Source organism: Ramlibacter sp. (assembly GCF_035548915.1).
GTDB lineage: Bacteria > Pseudomonadota > Gammaproteobacteria > Burkholderiales > Burkholderiaceae_C > Ramlibacter.
This window is the reverse complement of sequence record NZ_DASZSE010000051.1, coordinates 22,186-43,479: the sequence shown is the minus strand read 5'-3', so window position 1 is coordinate 43,479 and position 21,294 is coordinate 22,186. Positions and strand designations below refer to the sequence as shown.

Annotated in this window: 24 protein-coding genes; 7 read left to right on the top strand and 17 right to left on the bottom strand. The window is 67.6% G+C overall.

Annotation, left to right across the window (positions count from 1 at the left end):
• The first annotated feature begins 48 nt into the window (after positions 1–48).
• Complete coding sequence (locus VHA82_RS22695) at positions 49–1,371, top strand: TolC family outer membrane protein (protein ID WP_325547450.1); 1,323 nt, start codon at positions 49–51, stop codon at positions 1,369–1,371.
• Between the two features lie 9 nt (positions 1,372–1,380).
• Here VHA82_RS22695 and VHA82_RS22690 read toward each other — a convergent pair whose 3' ends face one another.
• From VHA82_RS22690 to VHA82_RS22680, 3 genes are all read right to left on the bottom strand, one after another.
• Positions 1,381–2,715, bottom strand: coding sequence for a 3-deoxy-D-manno-octulosonic acid transferase (locus VHA82_RS22690; protein ID WP_325547449.1), 1,335 nt, complete (start codon positions 2,713–2,715; stop codon positions 1,381–1,383).
• The gene (gene waaC / locus VHA82_RS22685; protein WP_325547448.1) at positions 2,712–3,695 is read right to left on the bottom strand and encodes a lipopolysaccharide heptosyltransferase I; all 984 of its coding nucleotides are present in this window, start codon (positions 3,693–3,695) and stop codon (positions 2,712–2,714) included. The genes VHA82_RS22690 and waaC overlap by 4 nt, the downstream gene beginning before the upstream one ends.
• Before the next feature lie 218 nt (positions 3,696–3,913).
• Positions 3,914–5,299, bottom strand: coding sequence for a phosphomannomutase/phosphoglucomutase (locus tag VHA82_RS22680; protein ID WP_325547447.1), 1,386 nt, complete (start codon positions 5,297–5,299; stop codon positions 3,914–3,916).
• Positions 5,300–5,569: 270 nt separating this feature from the next.
• On the opposite strand from VHA82_RS22680, the gene VHA82_RS22675 reads away from it, so the two are divergent.
• From VHA82_RS22675 to VHA82_RS22660, 4 genes are all read left to right on the top strand, one after another.
• Positions 5,570–7,060 (top strand): AlkA N-terminal domain-containing protein, encoded by a 1,491-nt coding sequence (locus VHA82_RS22675; RefSeq protein WP_414708686.1) that lies wholly within the window; start codon positions 5,570–5,572, stop codon positions 7,058–7,060.
• Entirely contained in the window at positions 7,057–7,557 is a 501-nt protein-coding gene (locus tag VHA82_RS22670; RefSeq protein WP_325547445.1) for a methylated-DNA--[protein]-cysteine S-methyltransferase, read from the top strand. The genes VHA82_RS22675 and VHA82_RS22670 overlap by 4 nt, the downstream gene beginning before the upstream one ends.
• 76 nt (positions 7,558–7,633) lie before the next feature.
• Complete coding sequence (locus tag VHA82_RS22665) at positions 7,634–8,530, top strand: DMT family transporter (protein WP_325547444.1); 897 nt, start codon at positions 7,634–7,636, stop codon at positions 8,528–8,530.
• Complete coding sequence (locus VHA82_RS22660; RefSeq protein ID WP_325547443.1) at positions 8,527–8,694, top strand: hypothetical protein; 168 nt, start codon at positions 8,527–8,529, stop codon at positions 8,692–8,694. The genes VHA82_RS22665 and VHA82_RS22660 overlap by 4 nt, the downstream gene beginning before the upstream one ends.
• Before the next feature lie 16 nt (positions 8,695–8,710).
• Here the strand turns inward: VHA82_RS22660 and VHA82_RS22655 are convergent, their stop codons facing one another.
• Positions 8,711–9,019 (bottom strand): hypothetical protein, encoded by a 309-nt coding sequence (locus VHA82_RS22655; protein ID WP_325547442.1) that lies wholly within the window; start codon positions 9,017–9,019, stop codon positions 8,711–8,713.
• A 99-nt stretch (positions 9,020–9,118) separates the two neighbouring features.
• Between VHA82_RS22655 and VHA82_RS22650 the strand changes: the two genes are divergently transcribed.
• A complete protein-coding gene (locus tag VHA82_RS22650; RefSeq protein WP_325547441.1) occupies positions 9,119–9,853 on the top strand; it encodes a hypothetical protein in 735 nt (244 codons plus the stop codon).
• Between the two features lie 188 nt (positions 9,854–10,041).
• On the opposite strand, the gene VHA82_RS22645 is transcribed toward VHA82_RS22650, so the two are convergent.
• The 7 genes from VHA82_RS22645 to VHA82_RS22615 all read right to left on the bottom strand — a co-directional run bounded on the left by VHA82_RS22645 (position 10,042) and on the right by VHA82_RS22615 (position 12,750).
• Entirely contained in the window at positions 10,042–10,191 is a 150-nt protein-coding gene (locus tag VHA82_RS22645) for a hypothetical protein (protein WP_325547440.1), read from the bottom strand.
• A 16-nt stretch (positions 10,192–10,207) separates the two neighbouring features.
• On the bottom strand, positions 10,208–10,366 hold the full coding sequence (locus VHA82_RS22640; protein ID WP_325547439.1) for a stereocilin: 159 nt from the start codon (positions 10,364–10,366) through the stop codon (positions 10,208–10,210).
• A 42-nt stretch (positions 10,367–10,408) separates the two neighbouring features.
• Positions 10,409–10,579 (bottom strand): hypothetical protein, encoded by a 171-nt coding sequence (locus tag VHA82_RS22635; protein WP_325547438.1) that lies wholly within the window; start codon positions 10,577–10,579, stop codon positions 10,409–10,411.
• Between the two features lie 98 nt (positions 10,580–10,677).
• Positions 10,678–10,965, bottom strand: coding sequence for a hypothetical protein (locus tag VHA82_RS22630; RefSeq protein WP_325547437.1), 288 nt, complete (start codon positions 10,963–10,965; stop codon positions 10,678–10,680).
• Entirely contained in the window at positions 10,965–11,228 is a 264-nt protein-coding gene (locus VHA82_RS22625; protein WP_325547436.1) for a hypothetical protein, read from the bottom strand. Before VHA82_RS22625 ends, VHA82_RS22630 begins: the two co-directional genes overlap by 1 nt.
• An 84-nt stretch (positions 11,229–11,312) precedes the next feature.
• Positions 11,313–11,945 (bottom strand): hypothetical protein, encoded by a 633-nt coding sequence (locus VHA82_RS22620; RefSeq protein ID WP_325547435.1) that lies wholly within the window; start codon positions 11,943–11,945, stop codon positions 11,313–11,315.
• Positions 11,946–12,042: 97 nt separating this feature from the next.
• Positions 12,043–12,750 (bottom strand): glutathione S-transferase N-terminal domain-containing protein, encoded by a 708-nt coding sequence (locus VHA82_RS22615; protein ID WP_325547434.1) that lies wholly within the window; start codon positions 12,748–12,750, stop codon positions 12,043–12,045.
• A 77-nt stretch (positions 12,751–12,827) separates the two neighbouring features.
• Here VHA82_RS22615 and VHA82_RS22610 point away from each other — a divergent pair, with 77 nt between their 5' ends.
• Positions 12,828–13,568, top strand: coding sequence for a hypothetical protein (locus tag VHA82_RS22610; protein ID WP_325547433.1), 741 nt, complete (start codon positions 12,828–12,830; stop codon positions 13,566–13,568).
• A 477-nt stretch (positions 13,569–14,045) separates the two neighbouring features.
• On the opposite strand, the gene VHA82_RS22605 is transcribed toward VHA82_RS22610, so the two are convergent.
• The 6 genes from VHA82_RS22605 to VHA82_RS22580 all read right to left on the bottom strand — a co-directional run bounded on the left by VHA82_RS22605 (position 14,046) and on the right by VHA82_RS22580 (position 21,285).
• Positions 14,046–15,305, bottom strand: coding sequence for an FAD/NAD(P)-binding oxidoreductase (locus tag VHA82_RS22605; protein ID WP_325547432.1), 1,260 nt, complete (start codon positions 15,303–15,305; stop codon positions 14,046–14,048).
• The gene (locus VHA82_RS22600) at positions 15,302–15,625 is read right to left on the bottom strand and encodes a 2Fe-2S iron-sulfur cluster-binding protein (RefSeq protein ID WP_325547431.1); all 324 of its coding nucleotides are present in this window, start codon (positions 15,623–15,625) and stop codon (positions 15,302–15,304) included. The genes VHA82_RS22605 and VHA82_RS22600 overlap by 4 nt, the downstream gene beginning before the upstream one ends.
• Positions 15,626–15,634: 9 nt before the next feature.
• A complete protein-coding gene (locus tag VHA82_RS22595; protein ID WP_325547430.1) occupies positions 15,635–17,074 on the bottom strand; it encodes a glutamine synthetase family protein in 1,440 nt (479 codons plus the stop codon).
• A gap of 7 nt (positions 17,075–17,081) precedes the next feature.
• Positions 17,082–18,419 (bottom strand): aromatic ring-hydroxylating dioxygenase subunit alpha, encoded by a 1,338-nt coding sequence (locus VHA82_RS22590; protein WP_325547637.1) that lies wholly within the window; start codon positions 18,417–18,419, stop codon positions 17,082–17,084.
• A 161-nt stretch (positions 18,420–18,580) separates the two neighbouring features.
• Positions 18,581–19,831 (bottom strand): MFS transporter, encoded by a 1,251-nt coding sequence (locus tag VHA82_RS22585; RefSeq protein ID WP_325547429.1) that lies wholly within the window; start codon positions 19,829–19,831, stop codon positions 18,581–18,583.
• Positions 19,832–19,875: 44 nt separating this feature from the next.
• Positions 19,876–21,285 carry an amidase gene (locus VHA82_RS22580; protein ID WP_325547428.1) on the bottom strand — a complete coding sequence of 470 codons (1,410 nt, stop codon included), beginning with the start codon at positions 21,283–21,285 and terminating at the stop codon, positions 19,876–19,878.
• Positions 21,286–21,294: the final 9 nt, after the last annotated feature.

Here is a 21,294-nt window from a genome sequence, read left to right as displayed (position 1 = left end):
AATCGACGAACCGACGTGGTATCCATCAAGAAACCGAGGACCGGACTCATGAGATCGATGCGGCTCATTTCCATGCCGTTGGCTTTTGCCGCCGTGTTCGCACCGGCGGCGCGGGCCGAGAGCCTGCTGGCGCTGTACGACCTGGCGAAGGCACAGGACGCGACGTGGCAATCGGCCCGTTCGCAGTACGACGCGAACCTCGCTCGAGCCGAACAGGCCCGTGCCGGGCTGCTGCCGACCGTCGGGCTCAGCGCCGGCATCTCGCGCAGCGCGATCGACATCGACGTGCCGCCCACGGACCGCGAGTACACGACGCAGGGCGCGAGCATCTCGGCGTCGCAGCCCCTGTACCGGCCCGCGAACCTCGCGACCTACCGCCAGGCGAAGTGGCAGGCCGATCAGGCCGCGCAGCAGCTGAAGCAGGCAAGCCAGGACCTGATCGTGCGGGTGAGCCAGGCGTACTTCGACGTGCTCGCGGCGCAGGACACGCTTGCCTTCGTGCAGGCGCAGAAGGCGGCCGTGGCCGAGCAGCTCGCATCGGCCAAGCGCAACTTCGAAGTCGGCACCTCCACCATCACCGACACGCGCGAGGCGCAGGCGCGCTACGACCTCGTGATCGCGCAGGAAATCGCGGCGGACAACGACCTGCGGGTGAAGAAGCTCGCGCTCGATACGCTGGTGGGCAAGGCCGATGCGAAGCCCGACCCCATCGCCGCGCCGATGTCGGTGCCCCCGCCGCAGCCGGCCGATCCGCAGGCGTGGGTGCAGCAGGCCGAAACGGCGAGTCCCGCGATCGAGCAGGCCCGGGCCGCCGTCGAGATTGCCGGACTCGAAGTGGAGAAGGCGCGCGCCGGACACAAGCCGACCGTGGATCTCACGGCCAACTACGGGTGGCAGCGCAACCTCGAGGGCAATTCGTCCACGCCGTTCACGTTCACGCCGAAGAGCGGCACCGTCGGCGTCACGTTCAACATGCCGCTGTTCTCCGGCTTTGCCGTGGAAAATCGCGTGCGCGAGACGCTGTCGCTCGAGGACAAGGCGAAGTCCGATCTGGACGCGACGCGGCGCAGCGTCGCGCAGCAGGTGCGCACGGCGTATTTCGGCGTGGTGTCGGGCCAAAGCCAGGTGAAGGCGCTCGAGGCCGCGGAGGCTTCGAGCCAGAGCGCGCTGGATGCGAACCGGCTGGGCTATCAGGTGGGGGTGCGCATCAACATCGACGTGCTGAATGCCCAGAGCCAGCTCTACCAGACCAAGCGCGATCTCGCGCAGGCTCGGTACAACGTGCTGCTGGGACACCTGAAGCTGAGGCAGGCCAACGGCACGCTGGAAGAAGGCGATGTGGCGCGGCTGAATACGTTGGTGGTGAAGTAGCGATTCGCCTCACCGTTGCTTCGCCAGCAGCTCCGGCAGCTCCAGCAGCTCCAGCAGCGCCTGCGCCGTCTTCGCTGCCGCACCGCGATTGGCCTCCGCGAATCGCTCGCCCGCCGCTGCGGCCTCGTTCAAACGCCCGCGGTCGCGCGCGAGCTCGCGCGCCGCAATCACGCCCTCCCGCATCGACGCCACGCGAACCGCCGCGCCCGAGTGCAACGCCAGCTGCGCGGCCTCGGCGAAATTGAACGTGTGCGGCCCCATCACGAGCGGGCACCCGCACGCGGCCGCCTCGATCAGGTTCTGCCCTCCAAGCGGCGCGAAACTGCCCCCCAGCAGCGCGACGTCGGCCAGCCCATAGTAGAGCGCCATCTCGCCGAGCGAGTCGCCGATCCACACCTGCGCCGCCTGCGGGACGGCGCCCCACGCCGACCGGCGCGAAACCGACCACCCTGCCTGCGCCACCATCCGCGCGACTTCGTCGAACCGCTGTGGATGCCGCGGCACGATCAGCCATTGCACATCGGCGTCGCGCGGCAAGGCCGCGAGAAACTCCGCCTCCTCGCCTTCGCGAGAGCTCGCGAGCATCACCACGGGGCGGTCCAGCCCCGTGCGCCACGCGACGCCGCGCTCCAGCTGCGCGGTGTCGGGCGTCGCGTCGTACTTCAGGTTTCCGAATACGCCCTTCACCGTGGCGCCCGTCTGCGCGAGCCGGCGCGCGTCGTCCCCGGTCTGCGCCCACACGGCCGACAGCGCCGCATACGTGGGCCGCAGCAGCCGCGCTCCCCACTGCGTGCGGCGCATCGTCTTTTCGCTCATGCGCGCGTTCGCGAGCGCGATGGGGATGCCGCGCGCCTTGCATCCTTCGATCAGATTGGGCCACACCTCGGTTTCCATCAGCACGCCCGCGCACGGCCTGAAGTGCTCGAGAAAGCGGCGCACGGCCTCGGGCGTGTCCCACGGCTGCCAGACCTGCTCGTCGCCCTCGCGGACCAGCCGCTCGCCCTCGGCGCGTCCCGTCGCGGTGCCGTTGGTGAGGAGGATGCGTAGCGACGGATCGCGCTTGCGAAGTTCTTCGATGAGAACCGCCGCCGCGCGCGTTTCGCCGAGCGACACGGCGTGAATCCAGAGGCGCCCGGGCTGCGTGGGCGCACCGTAGTGCCCGAACCGCTCTTCGATGTTCTCCAGGTATTTCGCCTCGGCCCGGCCGCGGCGCCGCAGCTTGCGCCTGAGCAGCGGCTGCACGCCGATCACCGCCAGCGAGTAGAGCGCCAAGGCGCAGCGCGAAAGCAATGGGCGCGCGAGCGATGAGCGCGCGAGCGATGTGCGTTCGCGGGGCCGGATCATCGCGCGATTGTGGACTGCCCGACTCGCGTCCACGCATCCCACACCTCGGGGACCACAGGGGTGGGCCGCGCGAAGACGCTTGCTTGATGAGGCGTGTCGAGCGGGCCGGTGCGCCAGGCGGTGTCGAAGTTGTAGATCTGCACGTGCGCGAGACCGAGCGCCACCGCGATGTGGCTCAAGCCGCTGTCGACGCCGATCGCGCCCGCGCAGCCCGCCATGCGATCCAGCAGCGCATCGAGCGACAGCCTCGGCCACACCGTCGCGGCCGGGCCGATGCGCGCGGCCAGCCGTTGGCTCGTCGCGAGCTCCTCGTCCGTTCCGTGGGGCAGCGCGACTTCGAAGCCCTGCTGCACGAGGCGCCCCGCGAGCGCGGCCCAGCTCGCCTCGGGCCAGCACTTGTCGGCGCGCGAGGAGCCGTGAATCAGCGCGATGCACGGCTTCGCGCCCGCTTTCTCGGGGGGATGCACGCTGAGGCCGTAGCGCAAGTCCGCTGGAACTTCATAGCCCAGCGCCCGCGCGCAGATCTCGCGCGCACGCGTCATCGCGTGGATGCGCGGCTCGACCCGCACGGCCACGTCCGCCACCCAGCGCGTGGGCAGTTCGTAGCTCGCGCCGTCGGTCCGATTGGCCATCGCGTAGCGACGGCCCTGCCGCGACACGCGCGCCACGCGGGAGACGACGGCCGATTTCGTGAGCCCCTGCAGGTCGATCACCGCGTCGTATTCCACCTCGCGCAGGCGCGAGCGGAAGGCGGACCATTCGGCGCGCGTGGCGGGCGCGAGCAGCGCGCGGCGCCAGCGCCGCAGCTCCGAAGGGATCACGCGCCGCACGCCTTCGCAGCGTTGCACGAGCGGCGCGAAGCCGCGTTCGACGACCCAGTCGATGGTGGCGTGCGGCACGGCGCGCACGATGTCCTGCACGGCCGGCAGGGTGTGCACGACGTCACCCAGCGAAGAGAGTTTGACGACAAGAATCCGCAAGGAGCCTTCTTTTTCTGGATCCCCGCTTTCGCGGGGATGACGAAGCGCACGGCACACGACAAGTCGCCGAAGACACGGCGCATGCCGGGGACTCGACACGTGCCGAAGCCTCGACACGCGCCGGAGACCCGACACGCGCCGAGAACTCGACACGTGCCGTGGACACAGCGAAATGCCGGACCTTCCGTCATTCCCGCGAAAGCGGGAATCCAGCGAGTTTAGTGGCTCGCATCGCCGATGCGCGCATCCGGCTTCACGGCGCGCAGCACGGCGAGCATCTCCTCTTCGATGCGGTGCATCGCGGCCTCGGTGTGGCCTTCGAAGCGCAGCACCAGCACGGGAGTCGTGTTCGACGCGCGGATGAGGCCGAAGCCGTCCGGCCAGTCGACGCGCAGACCGTCGATCGTTGAGACCTCGGCCGGCGGCGCGAACTTCGCCTGCCGCACGAGTTCGGCGACGACGCGGTGCGGCTCGCCTTCGGCGCACTTCACGTTCAGCTCCGGAGTCGAAAAACTCGTGGGCAGCGCTTCGAGCACCGCGCCCGGGTCGTCGTGCTTCGAAAGGATTTCGAGCAACCGGCAACCCGCGTACGTGCCGTCGTCGAAGCCGAACCAGCGTTCCTTGAAGAAGATGTGGCCGCTCATCTCCCCGCCGAGGGGCGAGCCCACCTCGCGCATCTTCGCCTTGATGAGGGAGTGGCCGGTCTTGTACATCATCGGTTCACCGCCCGCCTCCCGGATCGCGGGTGCGAGGCGTTGCGTGCACTTCACGTCGTAGACGATGGTCGCGCCCGGCACGCGGCCGAGCACGTCGCGCGCAAAGAGCATCATCTGCCGGTCCGGGTAGATGTTCTGACCGTTGCGCGTGATGATGCCGAGCCGGTCGCCGTCGCCGTCGAACGCGAGCCCGAGGTCCGCGCCCGTTTCCTTCAGCTTCGCGATCAGGTCGCGCAGGTTCTCGGGCTTGCTCGGGTCCGGGTGGTGGTTCGGGAAGTTTCCGTCGACTTCGGTGAAAAGCTCGATCACTTCGCAGCCGATTGCGCGATAGATGGCCGGGGCCGACGCGCCGGCCACCCCATTGCCGCAATCGACCACGAGCTTCAGCGGCCGGGCGAGCACGATGTCCGACGCGATGCGATCTCGATAGGGCAGGAAGATGTTGACGTTGCGAACGGTGCCTTCGCGCTCGGCGTCCGTCCAGCTGCGGCTTTCGATCATGCGGCGCAGAGCCTGGATTTCCTCGCCGAAGATGGCGCGGCCGTTCATCACCATCTTGAAGCCGTTGTAGTCCTTCGGGTTGTGGCTGCCGGTCACCTGGATGCCGCTCGTCGTGAGCGTGCTCGCGGCGAAGTAGAGCATCGGGGTCGTGCACATGCCGATGTCGAGGACGTCCATGCCCGAGGCGGTGAGGCCGCGGATGAGCGCGGCGCTCAATGCGGGGCCGCTCAGCCTTCCGTCGCGGCCGACGGCGACGGCGCGTTCCCCTTCGGACTGGGCGATCGTGCCGAATGCGCGACCGAGCACCTCGGCGACTTCCTCGTCGAGGGTGGCGGGAACGACGCCGCGCACGTCGTAGGCTTTGAAGATGGTGGGTGAAATCTGCATCGAAAAATTCTAGGGCCTTCTCCTCGGCCGTATGTGGTCTCACCCCCGTCATTCCCGCGCAGGCGGGAATCCAGGGCGTCCACTGGCTCTTGTCGATGAACACCGTTGAGTTTCCCGAGCTCTGCCCTCCCCGCCTTCCTGGATTCCCGCCTGCGCGGGAATGACAGCGAGGAGACCCGGAGCGACGCCGTCGAGATCGGAAAATGACGTCCTCGAGGCTCGCAGGCACATGTCCGGAAACGGCCAGTCCCCACCGCGGCGCTGCGTATCATGACCTGCATGACGACGCTCGCATCCACCCTTCAGCCGGACGCCTGCTACCTCGCGCTCAAGGCACGCGACGCACGCTTCGACGGCCGCTTCTTCACGGGCGTCACGACCACCGGCATCTACTGCCGCCCCGTCTGCCGCGTGCGCACACCCAAGCGCGAGAATTGCCGCTTCTTCGACCACGCCGCGCAGGCCGAAAGCGCGGGCTTTCGCCCCTGCCTGCGCTGCCGCCCCGAGCTTGCGCCTCAGTCGCTCGCGTGGTCCATCCAGGACGCGGGCAGCATCCTCGCGCATCAGGCGGCGCGCCTGCTCGACGAGCCCGAAGCATGGAGCGATGCGGCGCCCACTGTCGAAGCACTCGCCGCGCGCCTGGGCGTGAGCGACCGGCACCTGCGCCGCATCTTCGAGACGCAATTCGGCGTGTCGCCTCTTCAGTATCTGCAGACGAGGCGCCTCCTCACCGCCAAGCAGTTGCTGGCCGACACCGACCTCGCCGTCACACAGGTCGCCCTCGTGAGCGGATACGCAAGCGTGCGCCGCTTCAACGCGGCCTTCGCGGAACACTACGGCCTGAGCCCGACGCAATTGCGCAAGGCGGGCGGCTCTCCGACGCAGGGCGTCGAGGTTCGCCTGGGCTACCGGCCGCCCTACGACATCGATGCGATGCTCGGCTTCTTCCGCGACCGCGCGATCGCGGGCGTCGAGACGGTCGATGCGGCGCGGCGCGGGCTCGCGCGCACGCTCGCCGTCGAATCCGCGGGCCGCATCCATTCAGGCTGGCTCGCGGTGTCGTTCGACGTCGAGCGTCACCAGCTCGTGCTGCGTGCCAGCGAAGGATTGCGCGCGGTGCTGCCGCAGGTGATCCGCCGCGTGCGCGCCATGTTCGACCTCGACGCCGACCCGGACGCGATCAACGCATCCCTGCACGAAAGTTTCCCCAAGGGCGACGGCCTGCGCGTTCCCGGCGCACTCGGCGGCTACGAACTCGCGGTGCGCGCCGTCCTCGGCCAGCAGATCACGGTGGCCGCGGCGCGCACGCTCGCGCAGCGGCTGGTCGACCGCTTCGGCGAGAAGATCGAAACGCCGGTCGCATCGCTCGACAGGCTCTTTCCTTCCGCGCAGGTGCTCGCGCGAGCCGAAGGCGACGCATTGGGACAACTCGGCATCGTGCGCCAGCGCCAGGCCGCCATCGTGGGCATCGCTCGCGCCGTGGCCGATCGCACGCTGCAACTGCACGCGGGCTGCGACGTCGAAGCGACGATGCTCGCCTTGAAGCAGCTGCCGGGCATCGGCGACTGGACGGCCAGCTACATCGCGATGCGCGCATTGCGCTGGCCCGACGCCTTCCCGGCCGGCGACGTCGCGCTGCACAAGGCGCTCGGCGTGCAGGGCGCGAAGAACGCGGCGCGCGAAGCCGAAGCCGCATCCGCTGCGTGGAAGCCGTGGCGAAGCTACGCGGTGATCCGCGCCTGGTATGGAGCCAACTCATGAAGCTGAAAATCACACCCATCACGTTCACCCGCTACGCGGGCCCGCTCGGCGCGATGCTGATCGCCGCGGCCGATCAGGGGGTCGCGGGCATCTGGTTCGTGGGGCAGCAGTACGCGCCCGACACGCGAGGCTGGCGCGAGGACGCGCGGCATCCGCTGCTGGAAGACGCCGCGGCGCAGCTCGGCGAATATTTCGCCGGGACCCGCACGCGGTTCGAGCTCCCGCTCGACCTGCAGTCGGGCACGCTCTTTCAGCAGTCCGTCTGGCGCGCACTCCTCGCGATCCCGAGCGGCAAGACCTCGAGCTACGGCGAAGTGGGCCGCAGCATCGGACGACCCGACGCCTCGCGCGCCGTGGGCGCGGCCGTGGGACGCAACCCGCTGTCGATCGTCGTGCCATGCCACCGCGTCCTCGGGACCGGCGGATCGCTCACGGGCTATGCGGGAGGACTCGAGCGAAAGAGCGCCTTGCTGAAGCTCGAAGGCGCATTGATGTGAATCGCGTATCAATGCCGCCGCCAGGATTCATCAATCGCTGTCACGTTCCGACGCGCGTTGCCGCGACACTCGCATCATGAATGCCGCTTCCATCGCAGACTTCCTGCTGCTTTCCGCCATCTGGGGCTCCTCCTTCCTCTTCACTCGCTACGCGGTGGTGGATTTCGGCGTGCTGCCGACCGCGGCCGTGCGCGTCGCGATCGCCACGGTGTTTCTGCTGCCGATCGTCTGGTGGCGCGGGCTCATGCCGCAACTGCGCAAGCACTTCAAGGCGATCGCGGTGATCGGCCTGCTCAATTCCGGCATTCCCTTCGCCCTCTTCGCCTTCGCGCTGCTCTCGATCACGACCGGACTCTCCGCGATCCTGAACGCGACCGTGCCGCTGTTCGGCGCCCTCATCGCATGGGCCTGGCTGAAGGACCGGCCCAACGCATCGCGCCTCGCGGGCCTCGTCATCGGTTTCGTGGGCGTGGCGATGCTCGCGTGGGACAAGACGAGCTTTCGCCCCGGCGCGTCCGGCATCGCGCCGGCCTGGGCCGTGCTCGCGGCGCTCGGCGCAACCTTGTGCTATGGCATTGCCGCCAACGCGGCGAAGCAGTACCTGAGCGGGCTGTCACCGCTCGTCACCGCGGCGGGCAGCCAGCTCGGCGCGACGATCGGCCTCGCGATTCCCGCCGCGTTCCTGTGGCCGGCGCGGATGCCCGGGCCCCATGCGTGGCTCGGCGCGGTCGCGGTCGGCGTGCTGTGCACGGGCGTCGCGTATATCCTCTACTTCCGCCTGATCGAGAACACCGGGCCGGCGCGAGCCGTTGCAGTCACGTTCCTCGTGCCCGTGTTCGCGGTGATCTACGGCACCCTCTTTCTCGGCGAATCGGTGACGCCGTGGATGGTGATGTGCGGTATCGTGATCGTGTGCGGGACGGCGCTTTCGACCGGGCTCGCGAAGTTTCCGAGCCTGCGTCCCCAGACATGAGTTCCTCGGCCCGCAAGATCAAGCTGCACATGCCGCCTCCCAAACCGCGCAATCCGTTCGTGGCGGCGGCCGCGCAGCGCAAGGCGGGATCGCACCGCAAGTCCCGCGCAGCCGAACGCCGCGCCGACAAGATGGCGCTGCAACGGCAGCTGAAGGAAGTCTGAAAAGAAAGAAAGCGGCTCAGAACCGCGGCAGGTCGTTCAGCCGGCGCCCCGGGGCTTCCTCGGCGAGCGCGAGCGTCTCGGTTCCCTCGGCCAGCACGTCGACCTTCACCTGCGGGCCGGGATGCAATTCGCCCGCATCGTCCGGGAAGAGCGTGATCACGGTGTCGCCCTCCACCAGGCGGTCCACCACGTCCACCAGGCGCGTGGGCGCCGGCCCGAGGTCCCAGTGCGCGAGGGAGCTGTCCACCAGCCCCATCATCGCTTCCACGATCTGCGAGCCCGCATAGCGCAAGGCGGTGATCCCGTAAACGGCTTTCTCAACCATGGCGGTATTGTGGTCCCTCGCGGTCGGCCCTCGATCAGCGCTTCCCGCCAATGCGGGTCGGAGCGTGCCTACGGTGGCTACACTGTGCGGATGCCGGACATGAGCGCCGACTTCTCGACTTCCGGCTCGCTGCTGGGCAGGCCTCACGCGCGGCGCCTGCGCGAAATCTACCGCTCCGCGGGCTGGCCTTCGCAGGACGCGCTGGAAATCGACCTGCTCGCCGCGGGCCTGCTGGAGCGAGTGCGTTCCAGCGAAGGGCACGAGACGCTACGCGTGACGGACAGCGGCTTGCGCTGGCTCGCGCAATCGCTCGCGCGCAATCGCGCCGCGCTGTCGGCGCACGAAGCGCTCGTCGAGCAGGTGGCGCTCGAGATGTGCCGCGCCGGGCGGCTCGCGTGGCGCGGTCTCAGCCTGCGCGCGCAGGTCGCCACCGGCGACGCGGACAAGCCGCTGCGCTGGTGCGTCGCGCGGCCGGACGTCTTTTCGATCCGCCACACGTCGGTGGAGTCGTATGTCGAGCCGATCGTGCACGAGGTGAAGGTGCGCCGCGCCGACTTGCTCGGCGATCTGAAGCAGCAATCCAAGCGCGCGGCCTACCTCGATCTCGGCGAATGCTGGTACGTGCTCGGTTGCGACGCGCGCGGCAAGGTCATCGCCGAGCCGGAGGAGATTCCCGCGGAATGCGGCGTGATGGTGCTCGCGCAGTCGCGGCTGCAGGTAGCGCGGCCCGCGCGCAGGCGCACGCGTGGCGGATTGCCGTTCGGTGTGTGGATGGCGCTCGCGAAGGCGACGCCGGTGGCCGATCCGAACGAGGACTCGCAGGCGCCGCTATGAAGCCGATGGGGCAGCCTGCCCCGGATGCTCCGACTTGCCCTCGCCCGGCTCGGGTACATGATGCTTTTCCGGGTCGCGCGGCGGCTGCGCCGGCTCGGGGTTCGGCGGTGGCGCGGGAGATGGCGGGCTGGGTGCGGGCGCCGCGGGCGTGCCGGTCATCGTTGCGCGAGAGCGCGGAAATGCCGCGCTCAGGCGCCCTCATTGTGCCCGAGCACGTCCGCTTCAGGGCCCGAGTCCTCGTCGAGCGGGATGTCGTCCTCGAACATCAGGCAGTCGGGTTCTTCTTTTTCGAGACCCGGGGCGGGCGGCGTGACGCCGGCAGGCGGTGTGCTGTACATGCTCGGTTTTCCTTCATCAATCGGTGGACGGCTTCGGTGCGCGCGGCTCCTCGGGGCGGCCTGGCGGCGTCATCGGCCCGAATTCCGGCTCCACGGGCAGATGGCTCGGATTCGGGGCCTCGGAGCCGCGCTCGTCGGGAGCAACGGGTTCGGGTTCGACGGGATGCGTGGCCATCGATGCTTTCTTCGACGCGAAGCCTGGGCTTTCGCGCCAGCCTCAATAGGGACTCTTGTCGGTGAGCCAGGCCTCGGGCGGCACGTCGACGTGCTCGCGATCCTTCGCGTCCTCGAGGCCCGCTTGCGCGTGCGGCGGCGAAAAGCCATCTTCGAGTTCTTCGGGCTCGGGAATGCCGCCGTGCAGGCTCGGATCGATGTCGTAGGGAATCATCTGCTCGAATCTCCTTCGACTCCCATGTTGCGCCGAGGGGCGCGCCTGCCGCTACGGATGCCGCGCCATCCGCGTGTCGGCCCGCGCGGAACGCGGCGTCAGCGGTTTTCCTCGGTTTCCTGCTCGGCCATGCGCTGCGCCTCGCGCCGCACGACGGCGCTCGGCTCGTGCGTGAACGGCAAGCGCGGCAGGCCGATGAGCGCCTGCAGCCGCGCATGCGCGCGGTCCATGTCGGCACCGATCATCGCGAGCGCGACTTCGTGGCCGGGCTCGGCGCGAGCGACCTCGAGGTAGGCGCCGCGCAGACGCTGGTAGTCCGCTTCGGCGCGCGCAACTTCCTGTTGCAAGGCAAGGATCTTGGCGTATTCGGCCCGGCTGTAACGCATCAGTCCAACTCCACGAGCTCTCGGGCTGCCTCGGCCTCGCGCGTGGCCGGTTCATGGCCGATGCCGCGTTCGTGCAGGCCGCAGGCCGACAGCAATGCCAGCGCTTCGTAGCCGGCTTGCAGGGCCCGCAGGTAAGTCCGGTAGGGCTGCTTGGCCCGTTCTAGCACTACAAGGCGCTTGCCCGCGCTCTCGAAAAGCAACCAGCCGTATCCACCCGTCACTTGTTCGACGGTGAGCGCGATGTGGCGAAGTCTCTCGTTCATGCATGGCATGCTAGAAAGCACGCCAGCGCGGCCGCGTAGGACTTCACGGATGCACGATGCAGGCCGTGCACTTCAGCACGGACATCAGTGCGGTTTGTCGCGCGATTGCGCGTCCTTGCGCGCCATCGCGCGCTCGGTCCAGGCCGCGCGCGGCTTCTCGCGCCGGCGCTCGGGCTGCGCGGGCTCGGCGGGGCTGCGCAGCAGTTCGGCGAAGAGCTCGCGGTAGTGCACGAGCGCCTGCCTCAGGGATTCGGTATCGGCTCGGCCGTCCGAGTCGGCCAGCGCGAGCTCGTGCGCGGCGCGGTAGTGGCTCACCACGCGCGGGTGATCCACCGAGACATCGGCGGCGCGCTGATCGAATTCGCCCATCGGGTAGCCGCACCGGCGCATCAGCTCGCACACGAGCCGGTCCGCATCGCGCACCACGCCGTGCGGATCGTCCACGAAGCTTTCCTGAAGGCGGAACCAGGATTCGCGGAAGCGCCCCGCCTCGCCGGGCGCGAGAGGCACGAGGTGCAGCTTGTCCACGCGCCTGCGCCGCGCCTCGAGCTCGGCCTCTGCCTTGGCGGGGCTGCCGAGTGTTTCAACCGCGCGGTGATACTCCGGGCCGAACTGCCTGATGAGCCGGTTGGAACGGTGTCTGCGCGCTGCGAGCGCCGCGACCAGAAGGATCACGGCCGTCACGAAGATGAGAAGGGCAAGCGGGTTGGCGTCCATTCGAGAGTCTCTTCAGTCCACGGAGCAACGAGCCCCATGAACAGGAAACGTAGCAGCGCCGCCGACACGCGCTGTCGGTGGCGCGCCCGACCTGCTGTCAGGCCACTCGCGCGGGGATGTTCAGGCCGCGCTGCACGGCGGGTCGCGCAAGGAAAGCGTCGAGCACGCGGCTTGCTTCGGTGAACGTGTCGAACCCGACGAGATCGCGCGCCTCGTAAAAGCCCACGAGGTTGCGCACCCACGGGAAGGTGGCGATGTCGGCGATCGTGAATTCGTCGCCCATGATCCAAGCCTTGCCGCGCAGGTGGCCGTCGAGCACCTGCAGCAGCCGCCGCGCCTCGTTCACGTAGCGTTGAAGAGGACGCTTGTCCTCGTAGTCCTTGCCCGCGAACTTGTTGAAGAAGCCGACCTGCCCGAAGAAGGGACCCACGCCGCCCATCTGCCACATGAGCCACTGGATGCACTGGTAGCGCCGTGCGGCATCGGCGGGAACGCACCGGCCCGTCTTGTCGGCGAGGTAAAGGAGGATCGCACCGGACTCGAAGAGAGGCAGCGGCTTGCCGCCCGGCCCATCGGGGTCGAGGATCGCGGGAATCTTCTGGTTGGGGTTGAGCGAGGCGAATTCCGGCGAATGCTGGTCGTTGCTGTCGAAGGCGACGCGATGCACCTCGTACGGCAGGCCGGTTTCCTCGAGCATGATCGACACCTTCACGCCGTTGGGCGTGGGCAGCGAATAGAGCTGCAGCCGCTCGGGGTGCCGGGCGGGCCATTTGTGCGTGATGGGGAAGGCGGAAAGATCGGTCATGGCGCAGATTGGACGATGGATTCAATGCCCCGCGGCGGTGTGGGGCCGTCGGCGCGCGCGGGACTAGACTCTCGTGCATGACGAAGATCCTCATCGCGAGCCCGAGCTACGACGGCAACGTCCGCAAGGAATTCATGCGCTCCATCATGGTCCTCACGGACTACTTCCGCCATGCCGGCATCGAGTGGGACATGCGCATCGAGCAGGCTTCGCTCCTGCACGTGATGCGCAGCGTGATGGCGAGCAAGGCGCTGCTCGACGAGGGCACGACGCATCTGCTTTTCATCGATACCGACATGGAGTTCAGCGTGAGCGCGATCCGCAAGCTGATCGCCGCGGGCAAGGACGTGATCGGGTGCGCGTCGCCCTATCGCACGATTCCGCTGCACGAGCCGGTGAAGGAAGCCGGCAAGACGTTCCGGCAGGCGATTTCGCAAGCCGTGCCGTATGCGGTGCGGCTGCTGCCCGGAACGGCGCTCACGGTCGAGCGGGGTATCTGCGAAGTGGCCTCGATCGGCACGGGCATCGTGCTCATCTCCACCGAGGCGCTCGGCCGCATGAGGGATAGCGGGGCCGTGGGCCGCTATCAGGCGCACTTTCCCTACACGCAGTGGTTCGGGCACGAGAACTACTTCGGCTTCTTCGAGCCGGTGGTGGTGGATGGGACTTACCTCGGCGAGGATTACTCCTTCTGCCGGCGGTGGAGCGAGCGGTGCGGCGGCAAGGTGTATGCGGTGGTGGATGAGGAGATCGGCCACTACGGGCCGATGCCGGTGCTCGGGAGGTATCTGGATCAGGTGCGGGCGAGGCAGGGGTGATGTGCGAGAGTCAAGCGCAACACACCGTCAACTTGGGTGCTTTCCGAGGATGTGTACCAGCGTCTCGCTCGCGCAAAGGCTTCCGCTCCCGCCGGGATGACAGCTGTGCAATGGCTGCTAGCCCGAACGTCAAACGCTGCAAGGCGCAGATCGATGCCGATGGGGCCGATGAGGTCGGTCGGTGCTGCCAGCGGGCCGACGCTCACGGGCAGCGGCATCCGAAGCGTCGCTCTGCCGTCCCTGTTGAAGGCGATCGCAGGCGTGCTCGGCGGCTTCAGGCGAGCTGTCGCTGGCCCCTGTCGTCCGCCCGCTGTCCGAGGTGGCGGTGTGCTGGGAGACAGGCACCGACGCCCGGTACGTATTCAAGCCTTGATGTGTGTGCTGGTGTGTGGGGCAACTCGGCGGAAACGACGGGCCGCATTGGAACTTATCGGGATGCCGCCGCGAGAGGAGGACCTTTACTGAAGCAGCGGGACTTCATTGGCGCTCGGCGGCCACCGGATGGCGCAGGAGTTCTTGAAGGTCGAACGACGGATCGCCCAGGACAAGGGGATTGGGACGCACCCGGGCAGCAACGAGCTTGCGCGCGATCATGTGCTCCAGCGGCCGATTGACCGAATGCAATGCGACGAACACCCCATCACGCAGATACGCCACGCTGAACCTGTCCGAAGCCATCTCGCCACGCACCACGTATTCGTCGCCCGGCTGGGCAATGCCCGCCATCTGAAACTTGAGGTCGAACTGGTCGCTCCAGAACCAGGGCACCTGCGCAGCCGTCGCAGTTCGGCCGGCAATGGTCGCGGCGGCGGCCTTTGCTCCTTCGTTGGCTGCGTGAATCGACTCGAGTCGTACGCGTCGTGCGCCATGTCCAGCGTACGGGTTGGGCGCGCATGCGACGTCTCCGGCCGCAACCACCCAGGGGGCCGACGTTCGCCCGTTCACCTCGACCTCGATCCCGTCTGACACATGAAGGCCTGCGTGCGCTGCAAGTCCGGAATTGGGCCGAACACCCAGACCAAGGACGACCATGTCGCAATGGATCTGGGTGCCGTCTTCAGTCTCGACCGCGGCGACGCGTCCCAAGTGAGGCCTGAAGCATCGAACGCGCTGGCAGGTGCGCACGTCGACGCCGCGCTCACGATGCGCCTCCTCGACGTACGCCGACATCACCTGGCACATGCTGCGGCTCAATAGCCGAGGCGCACGCTGCAGCACGGTGACGAACTTTCTCCGGCTCGCGAGTGCAGCTGCAACTTCCAGTCCGATGTAGCCGCCGCCGATCACACAGACGCGCGTGGCCGTCTCCGCCGCAGTTGCGATGGCACGCGCGTCGTCGAGCGTTCGCAAGTGGAAGACATCGTCCAGATTCGCACCAGGCATTTCAAGCCTGCACGGCGACGCACCGGTGGCAAGAGCCAACCAGCCGTAGTCCAGTTGCGAGCCGTCGGCAAGGCTCAGTCTGCGTTGGGCGGCATCGAATGCCGTCGCAGTCGTGCGAGTAAGCAGCTCAATTCCCTGCTGTTCAAAGAAATCGGGGGATTTGAGGATCATCTGCTCCTCGCGTGTCTTGCCCGTCAGCAACCCTTTCGACAAGGGCGGACGATGGTAAGGCGCGTAGGGCTCTTCGCCGAGCAGATAGATCTTCTCTTCGAAACCGTTTTCACGGGCGCTCGCGGCAATCTGCAGGCCCGCATATGACGCGCCGACGATGACGAGCGGGCGCTTGCCGATCATGACTGCACGAGCGGCACACGCAAAGTGATGCCATCGAGCTCGGGCGTGATCACCACCTGGCATCCGAGCCGGCTCTGCGGCGTGCGCGCAGCTGCGACGGCTTCGAGAAGCTCGGCTTCCATGTCCTCGGGTGGTGCGAGTCGCGGCATGAAGGCCGGATCGACGTAGACATGGCAAGTTGCACACGAACAGCTGCCGCCGCATTCGGCCTCGATGCCCGGCACGTTGTTGCGAATCGCCGCTTCCATGATGGACATGCCGAGCTTCGCTTCGACCGCGATGCGATCGCCTGCAGGCGTGACGTAATAGACCGTTGGCATGCGAACGTCTCAGAAAAGGTCGAAGTACTCGCGGTGTTCCCACTCGCTCACTTCGAGATTGAAGCGATCGATTTCCGCTTGCTTGATGTGGCAGTAGTAGTCGACGAAATTGCGGCCGAAGGCCTCGACCAGGTAGCCGTCGCCTTTCAGCGCGTGCAACGCGTCGGCGAGCGTTCGCGGCAGCGGCTGCGCTTTCGTCTCGTAAGGGACATCGGCACCGGGACCCGGGTCGAGCCCGCGCACGACACCGTCAAGCCCTGAGAAGATCTGCGAGGCGAGATAGAGGTAGGGGTTCGCCGTCGGCTCGCCCGCACGGTTTTCGATGCGCGATGCGGCCTCACCATGGCCTCCGAGCACTCGAAGCATTGCCCCGCGGTTGTCGCGGGCCCATGCCGCGCGGTCGGGTGCGAGCGAATTGGGGCGGTAGCGCCGGTAGCCATTGACAGAGGGGCTCGCGAAAACCGCGGCACCGCAGGCGTGTTCCTTCAGCCCCGCCAGCCAGGCCATCCCCGTTTCACTGAGGGGCGAGCCTGGATCCGCGGGCACGAAGGCGTTCGCGTCATCGCGCGAATGCCTGAGCGACTGGTGCAGGTGCCATCCGCTCGACATCACGTTCGGGATGCGCGGCCGGCACATGAAGGTCGCGTGGTAACCTGCCCGGTGGCAGATCTGCTTGATCGCGTTGCGCAGCAACACCATGGTGTCGGCGGGCAACACGCCCACGGTCGGGCCGAAGGTGAGCTCGAACTGGCTGGGGCCGAACTCGATTTCCAGCGATCGCAACGGCATGCCGAGTGCGAGCAACTGCCCGCGCAGGAGCTCCATCACTTCATCCACTCGGTCATAGCGCAGCTCGGTGAGGTACTGGTGGCCGTGCGAGAGCAATTCGACTTCCGGCGGCCGCCCCGGCTGGCCGGAATGCTCCAGCGCCATGCACGCATCGGTCCGCTTGAACACATGGAACTCCACCTCGAGCCCCGCGACGAATTCGAGCCCGTGCTCGCGCAGCGCATCCACAGCGTGTTGCAGGATTCGCCGCGTTGCGTACGGGCAAGGCTTCCCGTCGGACATGAAGGCGTCGCACAGCACCCAGCCCGTGCGTGGCGCCCACGGCAGCACCTTGAAAGTGGAGGCATCTGGCACGATGGTGAAGTCCGCTGCGCCTTGGAAGCCTTCGAGCGGAAAACCGCCACCTGCGCTGAAGACTGGAAAAACGCTTCGATGCGACGTGTCTTTGGCGATCAGCGTCGAAGTGAGATTCACGCCTTGCGCGAGCGCGCTCGCTGCTTCGCCGGCCACGAGCGTCTTGCCGCGCAGCAGGCCATGCTGGTCTGGCCAGGCGAACCGCACGACGTCGACCGCTGCGCTCTCGAGCCGCCGCTCGAGCTCCGAAGCTTCGCGCGCTGCCTCAGCCGACCGCAGGCCGTGTCGTTCGACAAAAGATGGCATGGCGCGCTCAGGAGGTGGTGGCCTGGGAACGCAAGCGCGGCGCCGCCCAGTCGCACTTCTCGCGGCGATGCCGGTCCGCGCGCCGCCAGTAGCCGTGCGGGTCCGCGGATTCGCCAATGCCGTCAATCGACGCCGGCCCCGAGAGAGCCGCCGCCTGCGCTGCGTCGATCAGCATCGGCGCCGGGCGGCCTTGGCGCGTCGCCTCGATCGCTTCCACCAGCAGCTTGCGATACGCGACGATGCCCTTGTCGGTGGTGCCCAAGTGCTCGCGCGTGCGGTCCTGGATCGGCCCCTGCGACTCCACCGCCCATTGGTCGTGCACGTTGATGTCGTCACCCATGCCCGTGTAGGTGTCCTTGAGCTGTTCGTCGACGTTGAAGCCGTAGCCGTTGCGTTTGTTGCGGCGCGACGTGTAATGGGGCAGCTCGTAGAGCTTCAGTCGCTGCTCGCGCATCTGCTGCCTGTCCACGGGGGTCGTGAAGCTCGTGAACACGGCATACCAGTAGCAGCTCGTGTCGTCCACCGGCACATGCCACTGCGAAATCGTCATCTCCGAACTCATGGGGATGACGAAAGCTTGTGGAAATACGACGTTGGTGACGCGCACATGCGTGCTTCTTTCGGAAAGCTCGCGCAGGGCCGTGAGGCGCAAGCCGTAATCCGTGAGCGTGACGCTGATATCCGGCCGACCGAATTCGCGCAGCACGCGGGTAATGGGCATGTCGGAATCGGCCGAAGCGCCCCGGAACTGTTTGCCGTAGCTGACCGACGGGTCTTCGTCCTGGAAGAAGCGGTGCAGGTACGAAGCGTGAGCGGGGTCGATGCCGACCTCCAGGGCTTGCAGCCAGTTGCACTCGAACAACCCCTTGAATGCAAACACGTGCGTGTCGGGAGCGACGAAGCAGTCGAAGTCCGGGAATGAGGGCGGCGTGCCCTCCCCGATAAAGGCGAAGACGATGCCGGCGCGCTCGACAACCGGGTACGAGTTCTGCTTGATGCGCGTGCATAACTTGCTGCCGGCGGGCTCCGCTGGCGTCTGCAGGCATTGGCCCGTCGCATCGAAGAGCCACCCGTGAAACGGGCAGCGCAAGCCGCCATCTTCGAGCCGGCCGAAAGCCAGGTCCGCGCCGCGATGCGGGCAGTCCCTGTCCAGCATTCCGAGCCGCCCCTGCTCATCCCTGAACACCACATAGTCCTGGCCCATCAGCTTCACAGCCTTCAGCGGCCGCTTGCCCTCGAGTTCGTCGACAAGGGCCACGGGCTGCCAGTACCTTCGCAGCAGTGTGCCGGCCGGCGTTCCGGCGCCCACGCGCGTCATGAACTCGTTTCTCTCTGCGCTTATCAATTCGATTCCTCTTTCTCTGTATTCCGTTGCATGCAATTTGGGAAGTTTGAACAACGGAGAATCCGATCTCAAGCAAAAGATGATGGGTCCCGCTGAAATCCGAAGATTTGGTCCAATGCGGAAGTTCAAATCAGCGCAAGGCTGCAGATCGATGGCTTGCATCAGGCGGCGGCAACGCGGCAGCGCAGTTCCCTGAATGTTTGCGAGCAAGCGGGCGTGAAGAGCACTGCCGATGCGACGACCCCCGACACCATCAGCGCGCCGCTCACGCAGGAGACCGCAGCGAGAAGCCCGATCGAGGACGCGAGGAAGCCCGCCGCGGGGACGAACACCGCCACACCCGCATAGCCCGCCAGGTAATACGCGCCCATCACCTCGCCGCGGTGCGTGACCGGGGTCACCGCTTGCAACGACGCGAGGCTGCCGACATACGAAATGCCCTGGCCGGCGCCGACGCAGACGCTGCCGCACGCGAAGAGCAACAGCGAAGACTGCGCGAGCCCTGTGAGGAAGAGACCCGTACCGGCGGCCATCGCGGCCATGCCGGCGAACATGTCGCGGCGCGCGTTGCGGGACTTGGTCAGCCGCACGAGCAACTGCGCAAGGCCGGAAGCCGCGAATACACCGAACACGGCCAACCCGCCGATGACGGGCTGGCGCCGGTGGAGCATGTCGTGAACGAATGTCGACCCCAACGCCAGGAAAAACGCCGTGGCCACCCAGCCGTGGAGAAACACTCCCGCGCAGCCGGCGAACATGAGCCGAATCCCGCGAGGCACGGAAATCCTCTGGAAACGCATCGCGGCCCGCGCGAACGTCCGGGTCTGCGGAAGGTATCGCATCACGAGCGATCCGCTCGCGGCGATCATCACCATGTCGATCGGCCACACGATGGCGTCGGGCTCGAATCCCAGGCTCGAAACCATGCCCGCGATCAATGGCCCGAATGACAAGCCGCCAACCGAAACGAAGGAGCCCACGATGGCCGCGCGGCCCGGTTTGTCTTCGGGCGCGTAGTCCGAGAGTGCGGCCGTCGCCGTGCCTGCCGTGGCGCCGACGGCAATGCCTTGCAACGCGCGCGCGACGATCAACCATTCGACGCCGCGTGCGAGAAAGAGCATCACCGCCCCTGCGAAGGAGCACGCCAGCGCGGGGAGCAGCACGCGGCGCCGGCCGAGCGCGTCCGACAGCCTGCCTGCCAGAAGGATCACCCCGATGATGCCGATCACGTAAGCGGCAAACACGATCGTGAGCACGGCGGTCGAAAAGCCCCACCGCGCCGCCCACAAAGGGTACAGCGGGGTCGAAAGATTCGCGCTCGTGAGCACGACGCAAAGCGCGAGTGCCGATGCGGCGAACGCGCGCGGAAGCGGTGCGCGCTGGTCGAGCGCCTCCCTGGCAGGCTGTTGCATGGCAGTGAACGTGCGCCGCTGGGCCGGTGAGACGGTGAGGCGCATCAGCGCGCGAGGTCGATCGGCGTGAAGACGCCGCAATTCGCTTCGATCGCTTCCGCCGCGGCCAGGCACAGGTCTTCGCGGAAACGCGATCCGATCACCTGCACGCCGCAAGGGACGTTACCCTCGACACCCGTAGGTACCGATACGGCGGGCAGGCCCAGCAGGTTCACGGAAATGAGCAGCCGGAAAGCCTTCTTCTGCTCGAGCGCGTCCGCACCGTCCGCGATGTCGAACGCCGCACCAGGCACCGGCTGCGTCGAGACCGGCCCCACCACGACGGCATAGCGTTCGAGGAACACCATCCATTCGCGCAGGCACGTGGCCCGCCTCGCGATGTCCTTCATGTAGCCGGCCAGGTCGATGTCGGGCGCGGAAGCCATGTAGCGCGCCGTCGTCTGCCGGAGCGCGTCGTCTCCGAATCTCTCGATGGCCGGTGCGACCACGTGCCTGGTCTCGGTCCACGCCAGGCGCCACCAGAGGTCCGCCGCCAGTTCCACCGAAGGCGGATCCACCTCTTCGACGACATAGCCGGCACGCTCCAGCGCGCGCCCCGCCTTGCGCACGGCATGGGCCACGGCCGGTGCGACGCCCTGACCGCCGGGGTCGATGGCCAGTGCCACCTTCAGCGGGCTCGCGGGCGCAGGCCCTTCAAGCGGCGCCGGCACCCACCACGGGTCGCGTGGATCGCGCCCGCACATCGCGGCAAGGCCCAGCCGCAAGTCGCGCACGCTGCGCGCCATCGGGCCCTGCACGGCAAAGGTCTGGCTGGTGAAGCCGCGGTCTTCCTTCGCCGACGGATTGAATGACGGAATGCGACCGAACGTCGGCCGCAATCCCGTGACACCGCAGCAGTACGCCGGCCAGCGGATGGAGCCGCCGTAGTCGTTGCCGTGCGCCAGGGGCACGATGCCCGCCGCGAGCGCGGCCGCCGCACCCCCGCTGGAGCCCCCGGGTGTGAGCGACGTGTCCCAGGGGTTGAGCGTGGCGCCGCGCAACTCGTTGTCGGTGTGCCAGCGCATGGCGAATGGCGATGTGTTCGTGCGGCCCACGATCACCGCACCGCTGCGCCGCCAGTTGGCCACTGGCGCGCTGTCATCCGGCGCCATCATGTCCCTGAACGCAGCGACGCCCGCCGTGGTGGCGGTGCGCGCCTGGTCCACGTTCTCCTTGATGGCGACGGGCACGCCGTGCAGCGGGCCCAGCGCTTCGCCGCGGCGCAGCGCCGCATCGGCTTCGTCCGCGGCAGCCCGCGCTTCGTCGGCAAGGGTGACGGTGACAGCATTGATCCGGGGATTGACGGTGTGAAGCCGTGACAGACACGACTCGACTGCATCGCGGCTCGTGAGGCGACCGTTGCGGATCGCTTCGGCCAGTGCCGTCGCATCCAGCCTCCAGGGTTCCTGGATCATTTCTCGAAG